This is a genomic window from Bacillus sp. FSL R5-0512 (assembly GCF_038593295.1).
In the GTDB taxonomy this organism is placed as follows: Bacteria; Bacillota; Bacilli; order Bacillales; family Bacillaceae; genus Bacillus; species Bacillus safensis.
The window spans coordinates 3238796-3253802 of record NZ_CP151982.1; the positions used below are offsets into that span (position 1 = coordinate 3238796).

Here is a 15007-nt window from a genome sequence, read left to right on the forward strand (position 1 = left end):
GATACATTACATTAAAGGAGTGAGCGGTTATGGGTATGATGCACCCAATGAATCAACAGAATGACACAAGACAGCATGACAAACAGCAAGAGGTCTATCAAGTATCGACAATGACCTCCCTGCTGGAAGCCGTATATGATGGAGATTTCTCCCTCGCACATATTCCTGAACACGGTGATTTTGGCATCGGTACATTCAATCAATTAGATGGAGAACTGATCGGCTTTGACGGCGCATTCTACCGGCTGCGCTCGGATGGAACAGCGACACCGGTCACCAATCAAGATTATTCACCATTCTGCTCTCTAGCATTCTTTGAAACAGATATCGTTCATCGAATTGATGCACCAATGACGTCCAAAGAACTTGAAGAAGAAATCGACCGCATTTTACCAAGTAAGAATATCTTTTATGCGGTCCGCATTGATGGATCATTCAAAAAGGTTCAAACACGTACGGTTGAAAAACAGGAAAAACCTTACGTTCCGATGGTAGAAGCAGTCAAGTCTCAGCCTATTTTCGACTTTGAGGATATTCAAGGTACGATCGCAGGCTTCCGTACACCGCAGTACGCACACGGCATTGCGGTGAGTGGATATCATCTTCATTTTATTGATGAAGATCGAAGTGTTGGCGGACACGTATTTGATTACACCGTTGATCAAGTCACCATCCGCATTTCTCAAAAACGCCATATGAATTTACATCTGCCAAATACGCAGGAATTCTTCCAAGCAGACATTGATCGAGCTGACCTTGCACAGCAAATTGCCAGTGCAGAAAGCAGCCCGGATCAATAAATGAAAACACCCCGATGATTCCGGGGTGTTTTTTTATGCACAAAGATGATTTCTTGCACGTGATGTTTTCGTTTCGATAGCAAAATAGAAATTATCCAGTCTATTCGTAATAAAATATGATAGAATATCAACAGAAGAAAGGTGGTTATACGGTGTCAAAAGACTATAGCATTCCAAACCTAACATTAGACGAAAGAGATAAACAAATTCTATCCCTATTACACGAGGACGGGCGCATGTCTTATACAGATCTCGGCAAACAGGTCGGTCTGTCACGTGTAGCCGTACAAGCCCGCATTCAGCAGCTCATTGAAGCAGGGGTCATTGAACGATTCACCGCTGTAATTAACCCCGCGAAGGTTGGCATTCATGTCTCTGTCTTTTTTAATGTAGAGGTAGAGCCAAAATTTTTAGAAGCGGTTGCCCTTCAGCTTGAAAAGGAAACGGCTGTCACAAGTCTTTATCACATGACAGGACCAAGCAAGCTGCATATGCATGGCATTTTTCAACATGAACAGGAAATGGAGACTTTCCTGACAAAAAAGCTATACCCCTTAGAAGGCGTCGTCAGTGTGGACTGCCAAATGCTCATTAAACGATACAAAAGCCGCATGGGCATGAAATTGTAGACAGGAGTTGAACCACTTGCAATCATATATCGAACTCATTATCGCTATGGTGCGAACCGGGATTCTCGGTTTTGGCGGAGGCCCTTCCGTCATACCGCTTATTCGCCATGAAGCGGTGGTGAAATATCAATGGATCAACGATGACGAATTCGGAGAAACACTCGCCATCGCCAATGCCTTACCAGGCCCGATCGCAACAAAAATGTCAGCATACCTCGGCTATCGATTAAAGGGTGTATCTGGCGCAATTGTTGCCACAGCTGCTCATATTTTACCTACTTGTCTCGCCATGGTAGCCCTTGTCACGCTTGTCAGCGTCTTAAGCTCCTCACAAATCATTCAAAATATGATTGGCGCTGTGACCCCTGTCATAGCGGTTCTGTTAGGCCTCATGGCATATGAATTTGGACAAAAAACGCTGAAAGGATTCGGCATGATCTTCGGGATCGCTCTATTCCTTCTTGCCTTTATTGGACTGCAAGTGCTGTCCATTCATCCAGGAATCATCGTGATGATCTTTTTATTTTATGGCGCTTTTCATTTTAAACTGAAAAATCATTGGAATCGGCCAAATAAAGAGAAAGGAGTGTCTTCATGATCCTGATTCTCTTTTTATTCTGGGCATTCTTTTTATCTAATCTATTAGGATATGGCGGTGGTCCTGCATCAATCCCGCTCAATTATGAAGAAATCGTCAATCATTTTCATTGGATGACGAACGAAGGATTCTCCAATATGCTGGCTTTAGCCAATGCACTGCCGGGGCCAATCGCTACGAAGATTGCAGCATATGTCGGTTATGACGTCATGGGCTGGCCAGGCTTTATCGTGGCACTGCTTGCCACTGTACTGCCGTCCGCTGTTGGGCTGATTTTATTGCTCAAGCTGATTGACCGCTTTCGTCAATCTCTCGTCGTAAAAGGCATGACCTTATCCGTTCAGCCCGTCATTGCGATGATGATGCTTTTATTAACATGGGAAATCGGCGGAGATGCAGTGAAAGCCGTCGGCTGGACGCAATCGCTCTCCATTGCTGCGGTCTCCTTTTTCTTGATGACCAAATTCAAGCTGCACCCTGCTTTTCTGATTGTGGCTGCTTTCTTATATGGCGGATTCATTCTGCCGCATTCATAAAAACCGATAACATTCACTGTTATCGGTTTTCTTTTACATATAAATTGGAGAAACTGATCTGCGCCCAATCGAATGATACTCGACCCCAGCTTGTTCTGCCGCTTCAAGTGTATGACAGTTTCGTCCATCGAAAATAAGCGGCCGCTTCATCCATTTCTTATAGGAAGCAAGTGGAAACGACTGAATATCCGCCCACTCTGTTAATAGACAGACCGCATCAGCATCCTTGATCGCTTCTTCAATCGTTTGAGCAAATAAGACTTGATCCGGCAGCTCGCGAGCTGCATGCCTGGCAGCAACAGGATCATATGCCACAAGCTCCGCACCTAATTGATGGAGCTCATGAGCGATCGGAATAGATGGTGCCTCCCTCATATCGTCTGTATTCGGTTTAAAGGACAGACCAAGAAGCGCAATTCGCTTCCCTTCAAGAGCTGCCCCCAGCCGATCCTGAATATTTCGGATAAAACCTGCCCGCTGCTCATTATTTACTTTGATGACAGCCTTTAGCAGCTCAAAATCATGGGACACATGCCCTGCAATTTGGACAAGTGCATTTGTATCCTTTGGAAAACAAGAACCACCGTAGCCAATGCCCGCTCTGAGAAAGGACGAACCGATCCGCTGATCAAGCCCCATTCCCTGCGCCACCCATTCAACATCAGCCCCTGTTTTTTCACAAATGGAGGCAATCTCATTCATAAAGCTGATTTTTGTCGCAAGAAATGCATTTGATGCATACTTGATCATTTCAGCACTTTTACGGTCTGTTTTGACCATTGGAAGGTGGAAATCAGCATACATCTCCTCCAGCTGATCTAATACGACTTTTGTTTCAGCTCCAATCACAAGCCGGTCCGCCCTCAATGTATCTGAAATGGCAGAGCCTTCCCGTAAAAATTCTGGGTTAGATGCAATCGCTAGCGGCTCCTTCCGTCCTAATTCTTGATGGATCAACTGATCGATTTGATCACCCGTTCCAACAGGCACCGTACTTTTCACCACAAGGATCGCCCCTGACTTTGCTTTTATCCCCATCTCTTTTGCAGCCTGAAACACATACTGTAAATCAGCTTGGCCATCTGCCTGCTGCGGGGTGCCGACTGCAATCATTAACACATCTGCCCGCGAGTAGACTTCCGCTCCATTTATGTGAAAATGAATTCGTCCCTGCTCAAGATTGCGTTTCAATAGCTCTTTTAACCCTGGCTCATACATTGGGGGATTTCCCTGTTTCAGCTGCATGACCTTTCGGCGGTCAATATCAATACACGCGACATCATGACCTGCCTCCGCTAAACACACACCTGTCACAAGCCCCACATACCCACAGCCTGCAATCGCAATATTCATGACACCATCAGCTCCCCATACTCCTTATGCTTGTAATGACATCGTATGCCGGGAGCTTTCATTCCATTCTTAAAAGCATACAAAAACCCCCTGCCATCACTAGCAGGGGGTCACTTTTATGAAACAAGACCATTTCGAATATGAGCAATCAGATTTTCAAGCATTTCTTTTGTTGTGACATCATTTGAATTTTCACCAATATCATGAGCGTACATCAAAATCTTTAAAAATTCTTCTTGATTTAAACCCTTATTATCCATGTCTGTATCCTTTCGATTCCACTAATTTCATTATTATATGCTGTAAGGTTGGTTTATGCAATACTCTATTACATCATTCGACAGCTTTTGAAATTTATGACCATTTTCATGAAAAACTTTTTTATGAATCCCCATTGAGCTATAATAAAAGAATTGGAATCTTTTACTTGGTTAGGAGCGGATCAAATGCTTCAGCACAACATCAACGAAGAAGAAATCAAACAAACTGCCGAACAGATCAAAGAACTTCTTCCTGCAACAGATGAGAACAAACAACTCATCAAAAAAGCATTGATTACTTATAGACAGGACAGCGTATATCGGCTCAAGCAAGAGTCTGATACCGAATGGTCAGCTTATGTACATGACGTCGTGGCAGCAAAGGTCCACCTTCATGTGCTGTTTCCTGTGAGAAGCAGCTGCTCATGTCCAGCAGATGGACTTTGCAAACACATTCTTGCTGTCTTCTTTTCGCTATACGCTCAAGTAGAGAGTGTGACCGGATTTACAGAAAATTGGTCAGAAAAAGATGAATTACAGCGCAGCAAAGAACTGATTCGCCAGCACTTCCAAGTGAAGCGCCCAGACGAACAATCACTCCAAAGCTGGCTGACTTTTTTCCAAGAGGAATTTAACCTCTGGCTGAAACGGACACCGAAGCATCAGCAAACACCGCAGCATTTGTATTACGGCTATTTATCGATCCTAAAAAAACACGCACCTGCTTCACCTGAATTCAAGAGCTTGTATGCGATTCATACGTCGATCGATGTATGGCTGAGGCTTCATGAACTCATCGACCTCGGCCGGCTTGATGCCGAAAAGGACTTTTATTCCATGAATCCATATGTAGAACAGCTCATGAACACCATTTTCGATTCAGTGGATCATTTGAAGACATACGCCCTTTCCTTTTCCCTCGATCCGTTTCTTGAAAACACACCAACTGCCGTTCGCACACTTCTTCAAATCAATGGACCTTTCCAGCATGAACGAGTAGCGGTCTTTATGGAGATTTGGGGCACCATATTAAATAGAGGGAAATGGGTCAAAAAAGAAACAGAATTACTCAAGAACGCACAGAAGAAAGAACAAACGGTTGAACGTACCATCGGCCTGATGCACATGGATTATTTACTGAAAGAAGACGAAAGCCTCTTTCAGCAATTACAGCTGCTCAATGCGGATATGCTGCCAAATGTGCTTAATTGGCTGAAGGATCTCACAAACCGAAAGGACTGGAAGCGCCTCAAGCTCTGGTATCATGAAATCACCTATATATTAGAGGAATATTGCCAGCTCGACCTTTCCTATAGAGAACTGCGGGGAGCCGTCAGTGATTTCTTCTTTTATTTAGATGCATACTTTAAGCAGACGAAGGATCATCATTTATATGAACGCTACCTACAAATCTGTATGCCCTATGCGTTTACAGAATACAGTCAGCTCTTGTATGCACAGCAGCGTTATGCGGAATGGATAGAGATTCACAGCCTTGTTGGTTTCTCCATTAGTGAACTGGAGAAGGATTTGATCAAACAGATTGCAAAAGAGGAGCCGGAAGCCCTCATTCCATCGTACCACCGTGAAATCTCACTGCTCCTCGATCAAAAGAATCGAAGTGCTTATCGAGAGTCTGTGAAAATGCTGAAGAAACTGCGCACGCTTTATCATAAAACGAAAAAAACCGCGATCTGGGAAAGGTATGTAAAGCAGCTGCAAGATTCAACAAAACGGCTGCGTGCGTTCCAAGAGGAAATGAAGAAAGGAAAATTGATTGATGACACGCCATAAACAAATTGTCATTCATGCAGAACAAACTGAAGATTTCTCTTTCACCATTTCAGCGCAAGCAGAGGACGGACACCCTGTTCCGCTTAATGAAATGAAGAGGCAGCTTTTCCAATGGCACGAATCTTCTTTCTACGGAACATTCTTAGAAGATGTCAGCTTTATTGGCACACCTGCCTTTCTATTAAGCCCTTGGATGACCGTTGAGTTGCTGGGAAAAAATTCATTTAATACGTTTAGTCATGTGACATTAACGGATGAAACGGAACCACTGATGAAGACAGCCTCCACCATTTACGAATTCATCGAGGACGAAGATTTCGTTCCCGATTATGAGGCTTGGACAAAAGGCGAACTTCGGTTTAAAGATAAAGAAGGCCTATTAGATGGCTATACGGCTGATTGGTTCTCCCTTGCTGTACAGGATTACATTCAATATGATGATGCCTTGCAGCACAAATGGAACCGCATGACCGCACAATCGCCTGCGCTCTCATCCTTCCAAGGACATTTTCTAGATGAGCAGGATTTCCTGGAGACAATTGGCTGGATTGATGACGAGACGCCGTTCACTGTCGGCTTGCGCTTAAATGAACCGGATTTTGACGGAGATGATTGGAAAATCGAATTGTTTTTGCGGGACAAGAAAAACAGCGACCTTCACTTTTTTGAAGGCATTCGTAAATTGAAAAGGTCTTGGCATCCATATCAAGATAAAATTTCAAGAGAGCTGGAACGATTCAGTCAAATCGTCCCTTGGCTTTCTTTTACATCTGGCACCACACTTATGTCAGAAGAAGAAGCATGGCTCTTCCTATCTGAAGCAAGTGAAACACTTGTCAATATGGGCATTGAGATTCTGCTCCCATCATGGTGGCAAATTGTCAAAGACAGCACGATGATGTTAAAAGCAAGGATTTCTTCTACCCCTCGAGGCGAATCACATGTCGGAATGGACGCATTAATGGACTTTAATTGGCGCTTTGCTACAAACGGCATTGAACTGACAGAAGATGAGTTCAACGAGCTTGTCCAAAGTAAACGCCGCCTTGTCAACATTCGAGGACAATGGATCAAAATAGACCCGACCTTCATACAGCAAATGAAAAAGTGGATGGAGCGTGCCGAAAATGAAGGACTTCACATGTCTGATATTTTGTCACGCGAACTGGCAGATCAAGAAGCTTCCTCTGAATCGATTCCAGAGCTTCTAGACAGTTCAGCATTTGCCCATATTCAATTTGAACTTTCATCGCAATTAAGAGGGCTTGTCCACCAATTAAATGATTCGCACGAGCTGCCTTCTTACGAAATGAGTGAGTCCTTCAAAGGCACACTGCGTCCGTATCAGCAGCATGGCGTGAATTGGCTTTTATTTTTAAGATCTCATGGATTTGGGGCTTGTTTAGCAGATGATATGGGACTTGGAAAAACGATTCAAATGATCGCGTATTTCACGTATTTGAAGGAGCAGGAGCAAAATGCCGCTCCATCTCTCATCATTGCGCCGACCTCTGTTTTAGGAAACTGGCAGCGAGAGCTCGAAACATTCGCACCACATTTGAATGTTGCCCTGCATTATGGCCCATCGCGTCCACAGGGAGAGGACTTCACAAAAGCATACGAGTCAACAGATATTGTTCTGACGTCCTATGGACTCTCACATTCTGATCGTGATGAATTAACGGCAGCAAAGTGGAATACCATTTGCTTAGACGAAGCCCAAAACATCAAGAACGCCCATACGAAACAATCGAGAGCGATTAGACAGCTCAAAGGACAGCATCACATAGCCCTCAGCGGGACACCAATGGAAAACCGTTTGACAGAGCTTTGGTCCATATTCGACTTCGTCAACAAAGGATATCTCGGCAGCCTGACCAGCTTCCATAAAAAGTTCGTCCTTCCGATTGAAAAAGACCGTGAAGAAAAAAGAATTGAACAGCTGCAGCAGCTGATCAAACCATTTTTATTAAGACGAACAAAACAAGATGAAGAGGTTGCCCTAAACTTGCCTGAGAAACTCGAAGAAAAAGAATTCATTCCGCTCTCCGCTGAGCAGGCGTCTTTATATGAACAGCTCGTGAAGGATACATTTGAACATATGGCATCATTAACAGGGATGCAGCGAAAAGCCATTATTTTAAGTATGCTTGGCAGACTCAAACAGATTTGTGATCACCCTGCGCTCTATTTAAAAGAGCGGGGAACAGATGTGAAACTGCTGAAACGTTCGTTAAAAATGGATAAACTCGCAGAGCTGTTAAAAACAATACATGAGCAAAGAGAAAGCTGCCTCATCTTTACGCAGTATATTGAAATGGGCAACATGATCAAGCAGCTGGCAGAAAAGATGTTTGGAGAACCAGTCCAATTTTTAAATGGCAGTCTCTCAAAACAGGAGCGGGACAAAATGGTGGACCGCTTTCAGAAGAAAGAATTCAATATCTTAATTCTCTCTTTAAAGGCAGGAGGAACAGGACTCAACCTAACCGCCGCAAACCATGTCATTCACTACGATAGATGGTGGAATCCTGCTGTGGAAAACCAAGCGACAGACCGAGCTTATCGGATTGGACAAAAACGATTTGTTCACGTCCATAAGATGATCACAACGGGCACAATCGAGGAAAAAATCGATCAAATGCTCGAAACAAAACAAACATTAAATGATCAAATTATCCAAAGCGAGAGCTGGATTACAGAGCTATCGACAAACGAACTAGAAGACTTATTTACCTTAAGTGCCGCCGCTCAATCATCTTAATCACAGCAAAAAAGAGGACTTTTCTCAAGCCTAATGAAAAGTCCTCTTTTTTATTTCATATAAACGTATGCTAAATGTTCAGTTTTTTCAATGCAGATTTCACATTCATATACGTATTTAATTCACGGAAGTCCTCTCTCATTTCTCCCATCTTCATTGCAAGATTCGGTTTAATTCCTGTCACAATGAGTTCAGTACCCGTCATTAAAATCAAATCATTCAGCTTAAAGATCGCATCTGCCACAAATGAATCCACTGCTAATAATCCGGACAGATCGACAATAAAATAATCATCCTTGGATTGAGAGATATAGGTGGAGACCGTTGAAATGATCTTATCAAATCTAGGCGCTGTTAACGTACCAATGATCGGTAACACAGAGATACCATCTTTCACAGGAACGATTGGGACCGAAATATTCAGCACTTCATCAATTGATTGCTCAAGAAGCTCCTGCTGTTCCTTCTCTTTCGTGACATCCTTTTGCAGACCAACGAAATAAAGACGTTTTCCTTCCTTTTCGTCAATCCAAAGAGGAGCGACACTTAACTCGTTCCAAAACATTTGTCCAGATTTTTTATAATTTTTCAGCTGAACCGTGACAGCCTCTTTGTTCTCAATGGCTGTTCTAATTTGTTTGAGAGCGATTTGCTCAGTTTCATCTCCCTGAAGGAAACGACAATTCCTCCCCAATACTTCGGTTTCTTGATAGCCTGTCATATCTAAAAAGCCCTTGTTCACATATATTAAAGGATTATCAGGTAAAGACGGGTCCGTCACCGTCAGGCCAACCTGAGTATAGTCCAAGGCTTCCTTGATTAAATGCAGATTTTCGGACTTATAAGATTCCAGCGCCATTCGTTTACTCTCCTTATTTTCCTTACAAGCGGGTTATATTCATAATTAAATTATATGATGTTCCACATCATGTGTAAATAGAAGTGGTTCTGAATTCCTCTTTTGTAGAATGCGCTTCATCCTATGTGATTTATACCACGACATCTGATTCATCTATTTCAAAAGGTGACGGATCATATGCGCGACACCATGTTCATCATTTGATAACGTCACGTGATCAGCGATTTCTTTTATATCCTGTCTCGCATTCCCCATTGCAACCCCAACACCAGCAGCTCGAAGCATTGATTCATCATTTAAACTGTCTCCTACAGCCGCTGCCCTACTTAAAGGAATACCTAGTCTTTCTGCCAGCCTTGTTAATGCCTGCCCTTTAGACGCGTCCTTTGAACCAATTTCAAAGTTATGATCAGCCGAACTGACCAATGTTACATCTGAATCATCACCAAACATCTCCCATCCAGCTTTCAATCTGTCCTGAAAGAAAGAAAAACCTAAGATATTGTAAAATGAAAGTTTTCGATCCTCACGAAACAATTCTTTATATGTATCAATATAAGAAAAACCCGACTGGCTGTATTGAACTTCTGCCGCTTGTTTTAAGACATTTTGATCCGTTTCTGGATTTGCACTTTTTAAACGGTCCATTTCAATCGCAAGAAGCTCTCTTCCGCGATTTGGTGTGAAAATGGCTTCGTTTGTAAAGACTTCATAATAATAATCACGTTCTTCAAGCCATGACAATATATGTTTAGCCTTTTCTTCTTGTAAAGCAGCTGAATGGTACACTTGTCCAGTTGGATCATGAATCACAGCTCCATTGGCACTAATCACCCATGTATTCATACCAAGCTGGTCAAAAATAGACCTCACATCAAAATACGCTCTCCCTGTTGACACGACAACCTCAATTCCATTCGCAGCTGCTTCCTTTAATGCCTGCTCGTTTTCCTGACTCACTTTGTGTTCACTGTTCAATAAAGTTCCATCTAAATCCGTTGCGATTAATTGAATGTTTGTCATCGTTCTCTCCTTTTTGTCTTTATTTTCAACCGACATACCGTTAACAAAATCCATCATCATTATGAAATGAGTATCCACTATTTGCAAGAGCTGATCGGTTAAACAGTGAATAAAAGGGTATCCGGCCACGCAAATATGACCGGATACACACAAAGGGGATTCACAAGGGGACACATGACCTATACAAAGAAGCATTGGTTCTATATTACGCAGTGTTCATATGAACAAGGCAGCATCTATCAGCTTTAGCTAGAGGGGGGCTGTCAGATGATAGACATTACCTTTTGATTCGGGACTTGCCTCCTTTCCTTTCAGCTACCCCTAGTCTACGGAGAAAGGCCGTATGTGACAAAACAGGAAAATAGCAAAATAGGCCTTCAAATTCTCTATATCCTCATTAATTTCTGTTTTTTACCGCTTGCGTATAAAACATCATCTTGTTTTGTTTGATAAAATACTTATTTTTCATAAATTGATAAAAAATATCTGAATGAATCCAATTACTAGAAGGCATGTGAATATAATCAGATCCATCCCACGCAAACCAATAAAAACAAAGCCGGCCATCATGAACCGACAGCTGAAACTCAAAACAGTCCATTTGATCCTCCGTGACATATTGAAACGTGAGTGACTCTCCTTCTTCCATATACACATCACAAAATGAAAGAATATCTCCCCACGAATAAACACGTATATCACTCTTTGCCTTGTCGTCGCCAATATGAATGTTTCTCAATTGATAGGACTCCATAAAACATCTCCTTTCACTCATGTGCAGCTAGTTCTAAGCAGGCAGCGGTTTCATTTATACAGATGTTGTATGCTATAATAATACTTACGAATAATGAACGCTTGTGAGGTGATAAATATGAAAACCTTTAGGCTGATTGATTTAAAAATTGAACTTGATCCACAGCAAGATAAAATGTCCAGCATTCCCCTTCGTGACGGTTTAATCATTAATAAAGAAGACGGTGAAAATCACTGGATGATCGAGGCACTCATTCCAAAGAAACATAGACAGGTGTTTGAGGTACTCTTTCAGCAGCACACAGAAGTGAAGATTCTTGTAACGATCACTAAAGAAAACAACCGCCCTGTTCATCTATCTGTCCAAGTCAAAAACATCGTTGCCTTAGAAGAAAACATTTCTGTGTTACTCGATGGTAAAATGATTACAAATCGTTACAGAACAGAAACTGAAGAAGTATTAAAAGACCTCGTCAAAGAGGGGCTGTCAGGAGAAAAACTACTGGATGCTTTTAAACAAAACACATAAAAAAGAGCGGGATCAGCCGCTCTTTTTCTATTGCACATCTTTAGACTGGCTTTGATTTTTCAATAGATCTCTAATTTCAGTTAGCAAAACTTCCGTTTGATCCGGCGTTTCCACAACCTCTTCTTCCTCAACCTTTTTCCGTTTTAACTTATTCAAATAACGAATAAAGATAAAAATGGAAAACGAGATAATTAAGAAATCAACCACTGTTTGAATAAAGTTCCCATATAAAATTTGAACGGCTCCGATTTTAATGGATAAACCGCTAAAATCATGCCCTCCAATAATAATACCGACAAGCGGCATGATTAAATCATTCACAAGAGAAGTGACAATTTTGCCAAATGCTCCCCCAATGATGACACCTACTGCCAAGTCAATGACATTGCCCTTGACTGCAAACTCTCTAAATTCTTTCAGCATCCTTTATCACCTTCATCTTTTTTTGTCTAATATGACGTTTTTTTGTCAAAATTGCAAGTCCTTATCCGTTCTAACTGAACGTTTCTAAATAAAAAAGCGATTCATGCTTGATGAACCGCCAGAAAAATCATGATACTTTAGGACCAATAGAAAATGTCAGTTCTGCTTCACATGCAACCTCGCCATCTACCGTCGCTACTGCTTTTCCTTTTGCAACCGGCCCGCGGAGGCGCGTCACTTCAACCTCTAAACGAAGCTGGTCTCCAGGCTTGACCTGTCTTTTGAAGCGGCATCCGTCAATTCCTGCAAACAAACCGATTTTTCCTTTGTTTTCTTCCTTGCCTAACATAATCACACCAAAAACCTGTGCGAGTGCTTCTACTATAAGCACACCCGGCATGACTGGGTAACCAGGGAAATGGCCATTAAAAAATTCTTCATTCACTGTAACATTTTTAATTCCAACCGCTCTTTTTTCTCCCTCAACCTCTAAAATACGGTCGACCAATAAGAATGGATAACGGTGTGGAATAATGTCTTGAATTTGCTGAGCATCAAGCATATCTTGATCTCTCCTTCTTTTCTATATCGCTGATCTTCATTTGATTCCTATAGAAGTATATTATGAATGCTGGCATTTTTCAATATTCGCCTTATGCATATGGTAAAAAATAGAATCTACCATTACCAATTGTCATCAAATATAATCCACACTACACTCAATGTTTTTTCACAAATATGGTAATATATATTACATCATTGATTGAATAAGAGGGTAAAAATGAATTTTATGAGCGATAAATCCGTAAAAAAACTTCTCCATTCCTGGTATACAATGCTAAAGCATCGACATTTTTCGAAGGCTGAAGAAATCAAAAAAACACTGCTAAAATATAAACGGAAATTATCAAAAAAACAAGAACTCTATTTCCATTATCAGCTGATGCTTTTCCGTCACCAGCTCTGGATGAATCAGACAGAGGACTTAGAAAAACTCAAACATGAACTGCTGCCCCACAAAGATGAAATGAACGAAGAACTGCAATATTATTTTTATTTCTTTCTCGGATTATATGAATCTTTAAAAAGTGATCAAAATGATGCGATTCATTATCTCGAAAAGGCTGAGGAACGACTGCCATTACTTAACGATGAGCTGGAGGAAGCAGAGTTCCATTTCCGTACAAGCGGTGTTTATTATAACAACCGTTACTCGTTGTTATCGATTCGTCATGTTCAAAAAGCCATGGATATTTTTGCAAAGCACGGTGATATCCATAGCATCTATCGGTGTAAAATTGTGCTCGCTCTCAACTATAGCGACCAAAAAAAATATAAGGAAGCGGAAGATATTTTCATTGAAATTATTGATTACGTGAAAAAGATTGATGATCAAGAGCTGCTCGGTATCGTTTATTATGATGCTGGCTTTATTCAGTCAAGACAAAACCGTCATAAGGAAGCGCTGGAATACTTCAAAAAAGCGCTTCGTCTTCCAGCATACCGAAAGTCAGCACACTCCTATGTATCGTGCCTATACGAAACTGTGCGTTCCTGTTTTAAAGAAAATTTAACCGATGAAGGGATGAAGTATATTCAAAAAGGTCTGAAAGAAGCTGTTGCTTCCCAGTTTGATATATTAAGAATGAAGTTTCAAATCTTATCTCTTCTCTACAGCCAAACGCCAAAGGCAGATGAGCAGATCGCCACGCTCGTCACATGTCTTGAACGAAAAGAAGCCTGGATTGATCTTGAGGATCTTCTTGCTGATGTCTCAGATTTTTATAAAAAAAAGGGCGACTTTGAGCGAGCCGCCTTTTTTATCATGAGAGGCTGATACCAGCCTGCTGATTATCGAATTGTATTAATTAATCCCAGCATTTGATCGCCCATCGTAATCGTTCTTGAATTCATCTGATAGGAACGCTGTGTTGTCATGAGGTCTGTTAATTCTTTCGACATGTCCACATTTGATGTTTCCAGTGCACCTTGCTGAAGCTGAATCGCCTCTCGGTTTGCTCCATTTAGTGCTGTTAATGCACCTTGATAGGTTCCATCGACTGAGAACAAATTATCTCCTTCAGAGACAAGTGCTGACGAATTATTGACTTGTACAACGCCCAGATTCACTTGCTGATTGGGTTGATTGTCTCTTGAAATCGCCGTAAGCCGTCCATTTTTATCGATTGAAATATCACGGAAATTTGCATTTAAGACGATCGCATTTCCGTTTTCATCAAGAATCGGATAGCCTTCGCTCGTGACAAGCTGCACTTGATTACGATTATTGCCCGGCTGCAAGTAAAGTGAACCATCTCTTGTATAACGGATATTACCGCCGGCATTGACCTGCAAATACTGCGACGGCGCTCCGAAGGCAACATCAAGATCACGTCCTGTTTCTTTAATAGAGCCTTGCAGCGAGTTAATGGACGCATTGACCATTGTCCCCGTGCCAAGCCTTAACCCAGCAGGTGTCAGACGACTGTTTGCCACCTGCTCATTTTTTTCATCTACCTGATTAAACTGCTGTCTGATCAGCTCTGAGAAACGGGTGTTTTTCGCGCGGTACCCTGTTGTTTCACTGTTCGCGATGTTGTTGCTGATGATGTCAAGCTGCTTTTGCACTTCATTCATCGATACAGCTGCGTTTATCATCGTTCTAAGCATGAGAATCCTCCTTTCT

General features: G+C 41.9%; 16 protein-coding genes. 8 read left to right on the plus strand and 8 right to left on the minus strand.

The genetic code is table 11. From position 1 onward, the window contains the following. Positions 1–29 precede the first annotated feature (29 nt). The 4 genes from budA (at position 30) to NSQ25_RS16685 (ending at position 2563) form a co-directional block, all read left to right on the plus strand. On the plus strand, positions 30–800 hold the full coding sequence (budA, locus tag NSQ25_RS16670) for an acetolactate decarboxylase (RefSeq protein ID WP_024423683.1): 771 nt from the start codon (positions 30–32) through the stop codon (positions 798–800). A gap of 152 nt (positions 801–952) precedes the next feature. Next, on the plus strand, positions 953–1429 hold the full coding sequence (locus NSQ25_RS16675) for an Lrp/AsnC family transcriptional regulator (RefSeq protein ID WP_024426311.1): 477 nt from the start codon (positions 953–955) through the stop codon (positions 1427–1429). Between the two features lie 16 nt (positions 1430–1445). Further along, a complete protein-coding gene (locus tag NSQ25_RS16680; protein WP_034281186.1) occupies positions 1446–2027 on the plus strand; it encodes a chromate transporter in 582 nt (193 codons plus the stop codon). Next, positions 2027–2563 (plus strand): chromate transporter, encoded by a 537-nt coding sequence (locus NSQ25_RS16685; RefSeq protein WP_326135999.1) that lies wholly within the window; start codon positions 2027–2029, stop codon positions 2561–2563. The genes NSQ25_RS16680 and NSQ25_RS16685 overlap by 1 nt, the downstream gene beginning before the upstream one ends. Before the next feature lie 33 nt (positions 2564–2596). Here NSQ25_RS16685 and NSQ25_RS16690 read toward each other — a convergent pair whose 3' ends face one another. Both NSQ25_RS16690 and NSQ25_RS16695 read right to left on the minus strand, forming a co-directional pair. Beyond that, positions 2597–3916, minus strand: coding sequence for a UDP-glucose/GDP-mannose dehydrogenase family protein (locus NSQ25_RS16690; protein WP_326135877.1), 1320 nt, complete (start codon positions 3914–3916; stop codon positions 2597–2599). A gap of 116 nt (positions 3917–4032) precedes the next feature. Further along, positions 4033–4176 carry a hypothetical protein gene (locus tag NSQ25_RS16695; RefSeq protein ID WP_003214884.1) on the minus strand — a complete coding sequence of 48 codons (144 nt, stop codon included), beginning with the start codon at positions 4174–4176 and terminating at the stop codon, positions 4033–4035. Between the two features lie 186 nt (positions 4177–4362). Between NSQ25_RS16695 and NSQ25_RS16700 the strand changes: the two genes are divergently transcribed. Next, a complete protein-coding gene (locus tag NSQ25_RS16700; RefSeq protein WP_070326105.1) occupies positions 4363–5970 on the plus strand; it encodes an SWIM zinc finger family protein in 1608 nt (535 codons plus the stop codon). Continuing rightward, positions 5957–8734 (plus strand): DEAD/DEAH box helicase, encoded by a 2778-nt coding sequence (locus tag NSQ25_RS16705; RefSeq protein WP_326135878.1) that lies wholly within the window; start codon positions 5957–5959, stop codon positions 8732–8734. The genes NSQ25_RS16700 and NSQ25_RS16705 overlap by 14 nt, the downstream gene beginning before the upstream one ends. A gap of 70 nt (positions 8735–8804) precedes the next feature. On the opposite strand, the gene NSQ25_RS16710 is transcribed toward NSQ25_RS16705, so the two are convergent. The 3 genes from NSQ25_RS16710 to NSQ25_RS16720 all read right to left on the minus strand — a co-directional run bounded on the left by NSQ25_RS16710 (position 8805) and on the right by NSQ25_RS16720 (position 11370). Further along, positions 8805–9593 (minus strand): STAS domain-containing protein, encoded by a 789-nt coding sequence (locus NSQ25_RS16710; RefSeq protein ID WP_034281190.1) that lies wholly within the window; start codon positions 9591–9593, stop codon positions 8805–8807. A gap of 153 nt (positions 9594–9746) precedes the next feature. After that, positions 9747–10607 carry a Cof-type HAD-IIB family hydrolase gene (locus tag NSQ25_RS16715; protein WP_211253649.1) on the minus strand — a complete coding sequence of 287 codons (861 nt, stop codon included), beginning with the start codon at positions 10605–10607 and terminating at the stop codon, positions 9747–9749. Between the two features lie 406 nt (positions 10608–11013). Further along, positions 11014–11370 carry a hypothetical protein gene (locus tag NSQ25_RS16720; RefSeq protein ID WP_034281192.1) on the minus strand — a complete coding sequence of 119 codons (357 nt, stop codon included), beginning with the start codon at positions 11368–11370 and terminating at the stop codon, positions 11014–11016. A gap of 117 nt (positions 11371–11487) precedes the next feature. Between NSQ25_RS16720 and NSQ25_RS16725 the strand changes: the two genes are divergently transcribed. After that, positions 11488–11898 (plus strand): YwpF-like family protein, encoded by a 411-nt coding sequence (locus NSQ25_RS16725; RefSeq protein WP_024423692.1) that lies wholly within the window; start codon positions 11488–11490, stop codon positions 11896–11898. 27 nt (positions 11899–11925) lie between these two features. Here the strand turns inward: NSQ25_RS16725 and mscL are convergent, their stop codons facing one another. Together mscL and fabZ are read right to left on the minus strand one after the other, a co-directional pair. Further along, entirely contained in the window at positions 11926–12321 is a 396-nt protein-coding gene (gene mscL / locus NSQ25_RS16730; RefSeq protein WP_326135879.1) for a large conductance mechanosensitive channel protein MscL, read from the minus strand. Positions 12322–12448: 127 nt separating this feature from the next. Further along, the gene (fabZ, locus tag NSQ25_RS16735) at positions 12449–12883 is read right to left on the minus strand and encodes a 3-hydroxyacyl-ACP dehydratase FabZ (protein WP_012011512.1); all 435 of its coding nucleotides are present in this window, start codon (positions 12881–12883) and stop codon (positions 12449–12451) included. Between the two features lie 219 nt (positions 12884–13102). Between fabZ and NSQ25_RS16740 the strand changes: the two genes are divergently transcribed. Then, a complete protein-coding gene (locus NSQ25_RS16740) occupies positions 13103–14158 on the plus strand; it encodes a tetratricopeptide repeat protein (RefSeq protein WP_034281195.1) in 1056 nt (351 codons plus the stop codon). 14 nt (positions 14159–14172) lie between these two features. Here NSQ25_RS16740 and NSQ25_RS16745 read toward each other — a convergent pair whose 3' ends face one another. Beyond that, positions 14173–14991 carry a flagellar hook-basal body protein gene (locus tag NSQ25_RS16745; protein WP_034281197.1) on the minus strand — a complete coding sequence of 273 codons (819 nt, stop codon included), beginning with the start codon at positions 14989–14991 and terminating at the stop codon, positions 14173–14175. Positions 14992–15007 lie beyond the last annotated feature (16 nt).